The 12,460-nt window shown below is 37.4% G+C and carries 12 protein-coding genes and 3 tRNA genes; 1 reads left to right on the top strand and 14 read right to left on the bottom strand.

Translation table 11 applies throughout. The features are described 5' to 3' along the window. Window positions 1-264: 264 nt before the first annotated feature. The 4 genes from nadE to H3T48_RS08540 form a co-directional block, all read right to left on the bottom strand. Complete coding sequence (nadE, locus tag H3T48_RS08555) at window positions 265-1,098, bottom strand: ammonia-dependent NAD(+) synthetase (RefSeq protein WP_198189163.1); 834 nt, start codon at window positions 1,096-1,098, stop codon at window positions 265-267. Further along, window positions 1,095-2,573 (bottom strand): nicotinate phosphoribosyltransferase, encoded by a 1,479-nt coding sequence (locus tag H3T48_RS08550; RefSeq protein WP_074426371.1) that lies wholly within the window; start codon window positions 2,571-2,573, stop codon window positions 1,095-1,097. Before H3T48_RS08550 ends, nadE begins: the two co-directional genes overlap by 4 nt. A gap of 72 nt (window positions 2,574-2,645) precedes the next feature. Beyond that, window positions 2,646-3,746 carry a glycosyltransferase gene (locus tag H3T48_RS08545; protein WP_198189162.1) on the bottom strand — a complete coding sequence of 367 codons (1,101 nt, stop codon included), beginning with the start codon at window positions 3,744-3,746 and terminating at the stop codon, window positions 2,646-2,648. A 2-nt stretch (window positions 3,747-3,748) separates the two neighbouring features. Beyond that, window positions 3,749-4,480, bottom strand: coding sequence for a WecB/TagA/CpsF family glycosyltransferase (locus tag H3T48_RS08540; RefSeq protein WP_187158693.1), 732 nt, complete (start codon window positions 4,478-4,480; stop codon window positions 3,749-3,751). Window positions 4,481-4,605: 125 nt separating this feature from the next. Between H3T48_RS08540 and tagD the strand changes: the two genes are divergently transcribed. Continuing rightward, window positions 4,606-4,992: a glycerol-3-phosphate cytidylyltransferase gene (gene tagD, locus H3T48_RS08535; protein ID WP_074426368.1), complete on the top strand. Its 387-nt coding sequence runs from the start codon at window positions 4,606-4,608 to the stop codon at window positions 4,990-4,992. A gap of 75 nt (window positions 4,993-5,067) precedes the next feature. Here the strand turns inward: tagD and H3T48_RS08530 are convergent, their stop codons facing one another. The 10 genes from H3T48_RS08530 to H3T48_RS08485 form a co-directional block, all read right to left on the bottom strand. Beyond that, window positions 5,068-5,766 carry a GntR family transcriptional regulator gene (locus tag H3T48_RS08530; RefSeq protein ID WP_046306117.1) on the bottom strand — a complete coding sequence of 233 codons (699 nt, stop codon included), beginning with the start codon at window positions 5,764-5,766 and terminating at the stop codon, window positions 5,068-5,070. Window positions 5,767-5,847: 81 nt separating this feature from the next. Continuing rightward, the gene (locus tag H3T48_RS08525; RefSeq protein WP_198189161.1) at window positions 5,848-6,963 is read right to left on the bottom strand and encodes a hypothetical protein; all 1,116 of its coding nucleotides are present in this window, start codon (window positions 6,961-6,963) and stop codon (window positions 5,848-5,850) included. 154 nt (window positions 6,964-7,117) lie between these two features. Next, window positions 7,118-7,189, bottom strand: a tRNA-Gln gene (locus tag H3T48_RS08520). 7 nt (window positions 7,190-7,196) lie between these two features. Next, window positions 7,197-7,278, bottom strand: a tRNA-Tyr gene (locus H3T48_RS08515). 62 nt (window positions 7,279-7,340) lie between these two features. Next, a complete protein-coding gene (locus tag H3T48_RS08510) occupies window positions 7,341-8,522 on the bottom strand; it encodes an aminotransferase class I/II-fold pyridoxal phosphate-dependent enzyme (RefSeq protein WP_122034386.1) in 1,182 nt (393 codons plus the stop codon). A gap of 163 nt (window positions 8,523-8,685) precedes the next feature. Continuing rightward, window positions 8,686-8,757, bottom strand: a tRNA-Gln gene (locus H3T48_RS08505). Window positions 8,758-8,875: 118 nt separating this feature from the next. After that, window positions 8,876-9,391: a GNAT family N-acetyltransferase gene (locus H3T48_RS08500; RefSeq protein WP_122034384.1), complete on the bottom strand. Its 516-nt coding sequence runs from the start codon at window positions 9,389-9,391 to the stop codon at window positions 8,876-8,878. A 102-nt stretch (window positions 9,392-9,493) separates the two neighbouring features. Then, window positions 9,494-10,552 (bottom strand): SEC10/PgrA surface exclusion domain-containing protein, encoded by a 1,059-nt coding sequence (locus H3T48_RS08495; RefSeq protein WP_198189160.1) that lies wholly within the window; start codon window positions 10,550-10,552, stop codon window positions 9,494-9,496. 145 nt (window positions 10,553-10,697) lie between these two features. Continuing rightward, entirely contained in the window at window positions 10,698-11,372 is a 675-nt protein-coding gene (locus H3T48_RS08490) for a GntR family transcriptional regulator (RefSeq protein WP_278954628.1), read from the bottom strand. 51 nt (window positions 11,373-11,423) lie between these two features. Continuing rightward, entirely contained in the window at window positions 11,424-12,401 is a 978-nt protein-coding gene (locus tag H3T48_RS08485) for an SIS domain-containing protein (protein ID WP_198189159.1), read from the bottom strand. Window positions 12,402-12,460 lie beyond the last annotated feature (59 nt).

Raw genomic sequence — 12,460 nt, 5'->3', positions numbered from 1 at the left:
AACGCGGTACCACCTCAATTGCAACAGTGTTCGTTACCTCTTAATTATTTTTATTCGTTAAATCTATAAGGAGCATTTTTTAAATAACAGTAAGCCCTTCTCACCAATTAGCTCTCTCTTTGAACTGTTAATTTAAAAAACATATCTTAAGTTAACAGTAATTGTACTACTTGCACAATCTTTGTCAATGCATAATAAGCAGATCTAGCAGCTTATTCACATACTGAGTTTGCAAATTAATCTTGTTATTTTTAGACCACTTTTTTATTTGTGCTTATAAAAATCATCAAATACCGAAACTGGCATGCGGCGCTTATGCTCACTCTTTCGCCAGAGTGCCTCAATTTTTTCAGCGGCCTCGTCTGACACTTCTCGTCCTTCAAGGTAATCATCAACTTCTTGATACGTTACTCCCAAAGCTGTCTCATCAGGAAGATCTGGTTGGTCTTCTTCCAGATCAGCTGTAGGAGTCTTTAAGTATAAATGCTCAGGACAACCAAGTTCTTTGAGCATTTGTTTACCTTGTCGCTTGTCCAAACGGAAAAGAGGCGTAAGATCAGCCGCACCATCGCCATATTTTGTGTAAAAACCACTAAAGTTTTCAGCTGCGTGATCAGTTCCAACAACAGCACCATTATTAGCACCAGCTATGCCATACTGCACAACCATCCGTTCACGCGCTTTAATGTTGCCCTTATTAAAATCAGTTATTTCTTGTCCAGCTTCATTTAAGCTAGCAACCATTGCATCAACAGCAGGCTTAATATTAACAATCAAATCCTGATCTGGTTTTTGGAACTTAACCGCGTCAGCTGCATCTTGGGCATCAGCTTGAACACCATATGGCAAGCGCACTGCAATAAACTGATATGACTTATCGCCAGTTTCTTCTCGCATTTCGGTAATTGCCATCTGGCATAATTTACCAGTTAAGGTTGAATCTTGTCCGCCCGAAATTCCCAAAACATAAGATTTTAAAAATGGATTGGCTTTTAAATAATCCTTTAGAAAGTCAACGGATCGTCTAATTTCTTTTTTGGGATCAATTTCTGGTAAAACATGTTCATAGGCAATTATTTCTTTTTGCAATGGTCTCATTTACCTAATTCTCCTTCATTAATATGGTTACGAATATCTTGAATTAAGTTCATTTTACTATCATATAGATCTTGTGAGAGGTCAACTGGGTATTCCTGTGGATTTAGGCTACGTTTATATTCATCCCACAAGCCGTCTAAATTAGCAGCGCAGAACTGTTTTATTTCAATCAATTTAGGTTGCTTGTATACTAACTTGCCGTCTTTAAAAATATCTTTTAGCAGTGGCTCAGCAGTATAGTCAGTTACGACTTTATTAATGTAGTTATATTGCGGGTGGAACATGTAAAGTGAATCAAATTTTCTTGGATCAACTCCAGCACGTGCAACCCAATCACCCTCATTTTTCTTAGCAGTATTAGCAGAAATACGCCAAACTTGCTTTTTACCAGGCGTAGAAACCTTAATCGCATTTGAAGATATTTTGAGCGTATCACGCATTTGGTGACTGTCGTCTTCAATTGATACTAGCTTGTAAACAGCACCGAGTGCAGGCTGATCATAAGCGGTAATGTACTTAGTACCGATTCCCCAAACGTCAATTTTGGCACCTTGCATTTTCAAACTAGTAATAGTTGTCTCGTCTAAATCGTTTGAAGCATAAATTTTTGCGTCCGTGTAGCCCGCATCATCTAGTTCATGACGAACCTGTTTTGAAATGTAGGCCATATCTCCAGAGTCAATTCGAACACCCTGGAAATTAATTTTGTCGCCCATTTCATTTGCTACTCGAATGGCATTAGGAACACCACTTCTGACTGTGTCATAGGTATCAACTAAGAAAACACAATCATGATGCGTTTCGGCGTAAGCCTTAAATGCTTCATATTCACTGCCAAAAGCTTCAACAAGTGAATGTGCATGCGTCCCAGAAACAGGAATACCAAACAGTTTCCCTGCACGGACATTACTAGTGGAGTCAAAACCGCCAATATATGCAGCTCTAGTTCCCCAAATTGCAGCGTCTGTTTCTTGTGCACGCCGCGTACCAAATTCCATTACGCCATCGCCTTGAACAGCCAATTTCACTCTTGCTGCCTTGGTGGCCAATAATGTTTGATAGTTGATAATATTTAAAATTGCTGTTTCAACCAATTGACATTGAGCAAGCGGTCCCTCTACTTGAAGAAGCGGCTCATTGGCAAAAACAATTTCACCTTCACTCATTGAACGCACTGTCAATTTCATTTTCAGATTGCGCAGGTAGTCAATAAAGTCATCATCATATCCTACTTCATTTTTTAGATACTCGAGATCACTTTCTTTGAATTTCAGATTATTTAAATATAGTATTACGTGTTCTAAGCCCGCAAAAACTGAATAGCCATTGCCAAATGGTTCTTCACGATAATATACTTCAAAAACAGCATTACGCTCGGAAATACCCTTTTTAAAGTAGGTATACATCATATTGATTTCGTACAAATCAGTATGCAGGGTTAAAGAATCATCTTGGTCTAGTTCTTGGTAAAACATTGTGTCCTCTTAACTTGATTACAATAAATTTTTTTGTTCTTAATTATAACCACTTATCCCAGTTTAAACAATTTAATGGACTGCTAGCAGTGTTTGATAAACTTTTTCAATACTTGCTAATTGTTGTGCCAGAGAAAAGTTAGCCGCAACATATTTCTTTTCACGCTCAGCCATTTGTCTAAGCTCAGCCGGTGGCATAGCGACAGCACTTTTCAAAGCGTTGGTAATTGAATCAACACTTCCGACTTCGGCAACAAAGCCGTGTTGTCCATCCGGAATCATCTTTTTAATATCGCCGACTGCTGTTGAAAGAAGTGGTAGCAAGTTGTCACTAGCCTCTAGCAAAACAAGCGGGAAACTCTCCGAATACGATGTTAAAACAGCCAGATCCATACGGCGATAAAGATGCTTCAATTGCTTATGTGTCATAAAGCCTTGAAAGTTTACCTGTGAGCCCAAATCCAATTTTTGTGTTAAGGTCCTCAAATTATCTAGCTGTGTACCATCACCAGCAAGATATAGATGAACATTTTGATTATCCAGCTTTTTTAAAGCCTTTAGCAGCAATTCTTGACCCTTAACTTTTTCAGCTCGCGCAACATTAACAATATTAAAATGAGGGTGTTCATACTTAGCTGGGATGTCGCTATCTTGATGGAAAAAAGTTCCGTTATAAATGACATGAACTTTCTTTCCATCAACATGAGCTTGTTCTGTGAGTAAATTAGCAAATTTCTGTGTTACCGCAAATACGCAATCTGCCGCCTTGATTGCCTTAACATTAGTTTTGGTAAAAGCTTTACCTGCTAATCCTCTTCCCTCAAAATCTAAATATGGATCAGAGTGAACCGTTACGCACCATTTAGCAGTAATTCGGCGTTTAATTAGCGCCATAAAAAGATTGGCACGCGCACCATGAGTGTGCACAATTTGATAATTGCCTTCGTTGATAAAAGTAGCTAAGCGCCTGAGCGCGGTCAAATCGTAGCGACTACTTGAGCCTAGTACATGACAATTTAACTTTGCCTCCCTTGCAGCTCGAGCTACCGGCCCTTCTGCTAAACATAATAAAGTAAAATCTTTACCTTGCAGCTTAGCTTCAGTTAATAAGTTAATAATGTGCGTTAACCCGCCACCAGATTCGAGGCCAGCATTAACATGCAAAACTTTCATGCTTATCTTCGGTCCTTTTTAGACTTATAAACTTCTACCATAAATTTAGGAATCTTTCCCATTCTTTTATAGCGTGATGGCTCTTTTAGCAAACGGTAAAACCATTCCAAGTGTGCTTTTTGCCAGACTTGAGGTGCCCGTTTAACCATTCCAGAAAAGACATCAAAACTGCCACCTACGCCCATCATCAAAGCAGGTAATAGGTTTTTACGCAAAATATCAAGCAGTTGTTCTTGTCGAGGTGATCCTAGGGCTGCAAAAACCAAATCTGGTTCAGCACGCTCAATTTGGTATGCAACTACTTCTAAATCATCTTTAAAGTAGCCGTCTTCTGCACCAACCAGCTGGATATCAGAATATTCACGCGCAATTTTAGTTTGAATTGCGTGTATTACCTTAGGTTTAGCCCCAATTAAGTAAACCCTTAGGCTACGTTCGTTAGCCAATTTCATTAGCCAAGAAAATAAATCATAGCCTGTTACTCGTTCTTTTAATGGTGTTCCCAGTATTTTAGCGGCTTTAACCACGCCAATTCCATCAGGAGTGACATAATCCGCATCATAATTCAAAATCTTCATAAATTCGGGATTTTCGTTCGCTGACATGACAATTTCTGGATTTGCAGTTACTACAAAGGTAGATTGGTGAGTATTAATCCGACCGATAAGTTCATTCTGAAATTGCTTGAAACTCTTATTATCAAAGTCAACGCCTAAAACGCTTACTTTACTCATGTTAGTTTCCTCCTGCGATTAATTTACCTTATTTTAGCAGACAATTTGGTATTTCGGACTATGTTTTACCTTTTCTATAAATATGATAATATTTAGTTGTCGAAGTAAGAGGAGTAACACTACAAATGAAAAAAGTTATCACTTATGGCACTTTTGATTTATTGCACTATGGTCATGTTCGCTTACTAAAGCGCGCTCGTGAGCTAGGTGACTACCTGATCGTCGGTCTTTCGACCGATGAATTCAATGAGCTGCAAAAACATAAAGAATCATACAACAATTACGCCGAACGAAAGTTTATTTTAGAAGCTATTCGTTACGTTGACGAAGTTATTCCAGAACAAGACTGGGACCAAAAAACCACCGACATACAAAAGTATGATATTGACACTTTTGTAATGGGTAATGACTGGGAAGGTAAATTTGATTTTCTCAAATCATATTGTGACGTCGTTTATTTGCCTCGTACACCTGGAATCTCTTCTACTAAAATCAAACAAGATTTAAAATAAAAAACTCTGAACTAAGCTAATGATATGCCCCCAAATTTGGGCGGCATATCATAATTAAAGCAGTTCAGAGTTTTTTTATTTAGAAAAAGTAAATTCGAAACGATCAGCTACATAGCTGGCCCTGGTATATTCAAAAGGTAATCCCGTGGAGAGCTCAGTTACTTGCAGACGTGTAATCAGCGCCTCGCCTTTTTTGGCATCAAGTAAACGGGCAGAATTTTCATTAGCAATCGCAGCAGAAATATGTTCTGTTACTCGACCTATTTTATAACCATTTTTTTCTAACGTTTGGTAGAGGTGCGATGAAATATCTGCCTTGGACATTTTCGCAATCAGGCTCTGTGGTATAGTTACAACCTCATAACAAATAGGCACATCATCGGCATAGCGAATACGCTCCATTCGCAAGACCTCTTGGTTAGGAGCCAAGTCGAGACGTTCAGTTTCTGACAATGAAGGCTTACCGATTCGATACGAAATTAGCTTACTTGACGGTGTTTGTCCGTTAGCATGAGTTATATCAGTAAATGACATGATACCAGACATTTTTTCTTGAACTTTTTGGTTAGCCACATAAGTGCCACTACCAATGCGCTGTTCAAGGATTCCTTCATCCTCAAGTGTCTTGATTGCTTGACGTAAAGTCATCCGCGAAACACCAAATTTTTGCGCCAATTGTCGTTCGGCTGGAATTCTACTGCCGACTTTGTATACGTGATTCTCAATTTCACGTTTTATTTGATTATGAATTTTGATGTACATTGGTTCTTCCAATTATCACACCTCCATGTATGACCATATTATATTCCAAATTGGTCTATTTTAGCCAAGCTAAATCAAATTAATTTTTTGGCGCTATTTTTTCTTGTTGGTCCACTTCATACCCAAAAGTTGCACACTAGCCCCTTGACTGCATTCAACAGCAATCGAGTCATCACTACTGGCAATCACACTGGCATGCATCTTGGCTGCATCTTTCACTGCCAAATCCGCCCCGTTAGAATTAAAAATCAGGTCATGACCTTCTAAAAACGCTTGATCACCAAGCGCTAAAAAGTATTGGTACTCAGCCCCGCCATTAAAAGTTACTCTGCGTGCCGAACACTTTGCCTTATCTTGAAAGTCAGCATGATTAACTACAATAGAATTAATCATTGTTATTTCTGTATCATTAACTGCGATCATTCGGTTAAGTTGGCTGTTTTGAATAATCACGTGCGGAGTTTTATCGAGATAGATTCCACCATTAAAATCCGAACCAATGATGTTAGCCCAGGTTTTATCAGTAATATACATAGAAGTATCATCATCGGATACGACTTTACTGTTCAACATATTCAGCCAAACTTCACCCTGAAGCAGCATTGAATTTGTAACGGAATTATTTAAATCAATTTCCGCATTTGTTTTTGTAAAAGTATCAATACTACCTTGAATACGAGAGTTGTTAATAATAGCCGTACCGTGACCCTCAAGTGCCAAAGTACCAAATTCTTCCGAAACATGTTCAATTGAAGAATCATTCATTTCTAAGCGAAAATCGGCGTTTGCAAAAATAGATAGTGAACCATTTAAAATCATGGTCGAATACAGTTCTAAGGTCACTTTACCGTTAGCAGCAATAGCTGCTGTATCGTTACCGTAACCCTTAATTATGCAATTGCGTAATGTTAAATAAGTGTTTGCTTCAGCGGGCACAAATAAGCTGTTTGAATCTGTATTAGTATTGATGCATAAATTCTCTAAGTTAACAAACTGACTATCAGCCGCAATGTTAACATAGCCAAGAATTGTCGTATCTTCTGGCAAACTACCAGTACCCTTAACTGTAATGTCTGAAAACAGGGTATCCTGTGGTAATTCATAAAAGCCCGGTTCTAGAAGTAATACATCATCTGCACGTAAATCTTTTAAAGCTTCGTGCCAGCCGATTTCACTACCTCCAGCCCCAACTTTAACTAGTCTCGACATAAAATTCCTTTCTTAGTTAAAAAGCAAACTAGCTATCATCCTACTCTTTTTCAGTGCCAAGTCATTGTTCTCGCATGAAAATTGTATTTTAAACAGTCAATAAAAGAAAGTAAAAAGGCAACTATCAAGAGCTGCCTTTAGTTTGTAATCTTAATTGGGTTAGCTGGATTCGAACCAGCGCATACTAGTACCAAAAACTAGTGCCTTACCACTTGGCTATAACCCACTGATAATGGAGGAGGGTGGATTCGAACCGCCGAACTCAGAGAGAGCGGTTTTACAGACCGCCGCGTTTAGCCACTTCGCTACTCCTCCGTTACGCACGTTAACTATCTTATCTAAAAACATGCGTAATTGCAAGCAAAAATTATGCTATTTTACTTCTTATATTCTTCAACGTATTTTGCAATTCGTTTTAGGCCTTCCTCAATCTCTGCCATGGCAACTGCATATGAGAAACGGATATAGCCTTCACCACCTTTTGCAAAGCATGAACCACTTGTAACAGCGACATGAGCTTTATCAACCAAGTCATAAATAAATTTGTTATCGTCTTGCTCTAGTCCTTCTGGAATTTTAGCAAAGATGTAGAAGGCACCTTCAGGTTTTGCACATTCAAAGCCAATTTCAGTTAAACCTTTATATAAAACGTCGCGCCGCTTTTGGAATTCTTCTTTCATTGGTTTGGAATCATCCATCCCATTTTTAAAAGCTTCTTCAGCCGCATCCTGCATTGGTGTAGGTTCAGTCGTTACGATTGTCTGGTGCACCTTAGCGATTTGTTCCAAAACGTCCTTTGGCGCACAAACAATTCCAATCCGGTATCCGGTCATTGCCCATGCCTTTGAGACACCATTCATCACAATAACTTGATCATGCAATGATTTCTCCATTGAAGCGTGTGGACCGTCGTAGCAAAGTTCACTATAAATTTCATCACACAAGGCAAAAATTGGCTTGTCACGAATCACATCAGCTAATGCATCAAGCTCATCTTGTGTATAAGTTACCCCTGTTGGATTAGTAGGATAGTTCATTACTAGCATCCGAACACGGTCACCATATTGATCAAGCACAGCCTGTAATTTTTCTGGTGTTAACTTGAAGCCATCATCAGAAGTATCAACTTTAACAATTTCTACTCCTTGATTAATGATATTGGCATCAGACATATAAAGTGGGAAAACAGGAGTAGGCACAACCATCACGTCGCCTTGGTTAAGACACGCTAAAACTGTGTCAAAAATTGATTCAGAAACACCAGTAGTAACCAAAACTTCAGTTTCTGGATCATACTTTTGACCATATTTTTCAGCCAAAAAGTTAGCTGCAGCTTTTCGCAAACCAATTGTTCCATTTGATGGGGCATAGTGCGAGTGATTATCAGTAACACTCTTGATAGCAGCTTGCTTGATGTGCTCTGGTGTGTCGAAATCAGGCTCACCCAAAGTGAACTTGATAACATCAGGAATCTTACTTGCGTAATCGGAAAACTTCAAAATTGGATTTGAAGGAAGATCTGCTAGACCTTTTTTAGTGTAATTAATTAAGTTAACCATATGTTTCACCCTAACTTCTGTTTTCTTGCTTTTTTTAAATTATACAGTTAACGAAATTATTTTTCTACCATATTTATTTAATTTGTTATTAATTTTTATAATAAAAAAGCAGTTCATAATTAAATGGACTGCCTTTATTTGGGTTGGGTGTTCGTAAGAACAATTGGGTTAGCTGGATTCGAACCAGCGCATACTAGTACCAAAAACTAGTGCCTTACCACTTGGCTATAACCCATTCCTTTGAGCTTTTACTTGTTCGCTCAACATTTAATAGTATAGAAAAATGTTGTTCGTAAGTCAAGAGGGAAAATTATTTTTTCATATCCGTAATTACCTTATTAACTCAGCTAAAACTACAGGTTTAATTCATAAGCATTTCTAGCACCGTTTTCAGTTTGATCAATATAAATAACCCCACGTTCTTCAAAGCCGGTAGCTTTAATTAGACCTTGCATTCTCTTATTAACAGCATGTGTATCGATTCTAAAATTATGTATTCCAAGCATCATTCCACGAGAAATTAAGTTGGACATAAAAATTTTTCCTAGATGCTGGCCACGGAACTTAGTCGAAATCGCAATGCGGTGAATTGTCGCATATTGATCAACATCATTGTTCCATTCACCTTCAATTTGCTCGTACGTCGGTTCAGGGGTCGTCATTAAAACAGCAATTCCTGCAATAGCGTGATCAACCATTAAACAATATGCACGTTCTTTTTCAATATCATCAGATAATATTGCTTCATTAGGCTTTCCTTCTTGCCACTGAGGAGTACCATCGTTTTTCATTAATTGCTTTGCTTCGTCAATTATCTTCATTATTTCTGGTAAATCGCTTTTTTGCGCTAATTTAATATAAGTTGGCATTTTCTAACCCTCACTTTATTCAAGATAATTAATTTTAGCATTTTTTTATTATTTGCTAACAAAAAAGATAGTCAAATTTCGACTATCTTCTTTACAAATTCATTATGGCTTAAAGCCAGTATTATACGTATTATTTTTTACAATATAAGTTGGAATACTGATAAAGTGCATTGAGCAAATATCATTATTATGGGAAAGGCTAAAACCATAATAGTTATAATCACCATCATGTAGAGAGCCCTGAGTATTAAATAGGTCGCCTGCATGTTCCCATTCTTGATAGTTGCTGCGATCATTTCGACCCTCTTCACCACTACCTGTATAGCCAAAAATCATTTGTTTCAAACCAAAATAAACGCTTTTCTTTAATTCTGTCATTGACATTATTCTATTAGGATTATAAAAACCTGCCATGTCTTCGACATAATTATCATCAAGATTTAGTCCATTGGACTTACATGCTTTAACTATCCCAGTAACGTAATGGCTATCCTTGATTGTTTTATTATTTTCAGTATATTGGATTGCTATGTCACGCGCTAGTTTTCGTGCACCAACGCTGTCTTGCCACAATTCAAGACCTAGTTGGCTTCTAGCCTGATTAATTAAGCGGAGTGAAAAAGTGGTTAAAGTATCAATTTGTTCTGGTGTTGGTTTAGCCAAGTCTACCATATTATGGTTATCTTCTTCATTTTCAGCTGCACTAATGCGACTAAAGCTATTAGTCCTCATCCCTTTAATTGAGGCATTGATAAAAGCCTGACTAGGATTGCCCTGATAAGCTTGTAACAGCTCTAGCTTGGTATATCCCGCTGGCATTTGTAGCTGTGCTTGAACATATTTTTCAGGACTCGGTTGTTTTATTACAGTTGCATCTTTGGCTAAAATCCAGTGAGAATTATTGCCAATCTTGTATGCTACACGCTTTTGCTTGCCAATTTTCTTTTTCGAACTATATGGATAACGATACTTTGGACTTGCATAAAAATTAGAGTGCTTGCCTTTAATCGTGTATAAGCGCACTTTTTTATTGCTTCTAGTTTTAACATAGCCTTTAACAGTAGCTGCTGCCACCTGATCTGACTCAGTCAATTCAAGTACTGGAACAGTTACTAAAAAAATAAGGTTAATCGCGACAAGGGCAAGTTTACTTTTCTTCATTTATCTTCCTCAAGAGTATTCTTTACCTAACGGCTCTTTATGGTTTATGTTTAATTCTAAAACTAATTATACGTTATTACCACTTTATTTCCTTCATCAACTTTTTACGTTTTTTACAATTACCAATTAAAAAGCTTACCTTTTACTACACATGGAATTCATATCGATCAGAAATAACATATTGCTGACCAGCATGAACTACCTGATGATTCTCATCTTCAACACAGACTTGCAAAAGTAGTAAGGGAAAACCAATCGATTTTTTTAAAAGCTTTGCTTCACTCAAGCTTGCTAAAGCTACGCTAATAATCATGTCACGTGAATTCAATTTATTGATTTGATATTTTTCACGCAATATTTGATACAAAGATTTATGTAAATCTTCGTCCTTTAACTTTTTAAAACGAGGTAAGGGAAAATAATTACATTCAAGCATAATCGGTTCTTCATTGACCAAATGGACTCGCTCAATAAACAATGCTCTACGGCTTTCAAGGACATCCTTTAATTCACTTGGTGTTTCTACTTCCTTGACCTTGACTACTTCAACACTAGCTTTAAAGCCCTCTTTTTCGGCTATTTCTGAAAAACTCTCTACGGCCGAAGAGCTAACAATGCGTTTAACTTTCTGCGGCTGCCGGACAAAAGTTCCAACCCCTTGAATCTTTTCGACCAACCCATCATCAGCTAAGCCTTTAATTGCTTTTCTTAAAGTAACACGACTAACATCAAACTGCTCACTTAAATCAAACTCATTTGGCAATTTACTATTAACTGGATATTCCCCACTAATGATTTTCTGTCTTATCTTCTCCATCACTTGAGAGTATAAAGAACCCGTTTCCTTCACTTAAAGTCACCACTACCTATATTAATATTCCACCTTGCCCATGTATCTTCTTACGTCTAATGAATGATCATGGACAGCAGCCAATTTAGCTCTATATTCACATAGAACAGTATAAAACAAAATCGGACTAAAGTACTCTGAAACTTTATCGTCAATTAAATCCAAACCAAGTTCTTTAGCATCAACAACTTCTACTTTTTGCGCATACTTTGCTAAAAAGCGTTCCGCACGCTCATCTAATACACGCGTTCTACCTAAACTTTTTAATAAAATATAAGGAAGATTCTTATCAGTAACTTCGAAAGGGCCATGGAAATATTCACCAGAATGAATTGAAGAAGAGTTTAACCATTGCATTTCCATTAATGAGCAGATAGAGAATCCATATGCATGTCCGAAGGATGGTCCACTTCCCAAAACATAAAACATTGTCTCATTTTGATAAACTTGTGCAAACTTCTTTGTTCTCGGTTGTACCTGTCTGATTGCTCTTGAAATCACAGTATCAATCTTCTTAAAACCATCGTCAAAATCTGCAGCATATTGATAGTCTTCAAAGTTTTGTAGCAGTTTTACTGTTGCATCTAGTGTAATTGCCATCGGGTTGTTGACGACTTCTTCCTCATTACCCCATTCATAAATAATTTTAGCATTCGAATATTTCAGTAAATTGGCATTTTCATTAAAAGTCAAACCAATTGTAAATGCACCTTTTGCTTGAGCAATTTTGGCTGCTTCTACCGTTTCTGGTGTATCACCACTATGTGAGCAAATAAATACAATCGAATCTTCGCCCACCTTTGCAGGTGGAACATTTACGAATTCACTTGCATTATACCAACCAGTAGTTATTGTTTTGGCTTCTGCTTCTAAAAAGTACTTTGAAACATAAAAATCAACAAGCGAGCCACCACATGCAGTAAAGTAAATACTGGTTATTTTCCCTTGATGATGATTTGCTGCCAGTTTGACAGCTTCGTTTACCTTATTATTTTCCATCTTAAAATGTCCTCTCATTTTATTAACTGTAGGATAAGTATTAAACCCTTAGAAAAGAA

This window comes from Lactobacillus sp. M0403, assembly GCF_016101265.1.
Lineage (GTDB): Bacteria > Bacillota > Bacilli > Lactobacillales > Lactobacillaceae > Lactobacillus > Lactobacillus apis.
This window is presented reverse-complemented; position numbering and strand designations above follow the sequence as displayed.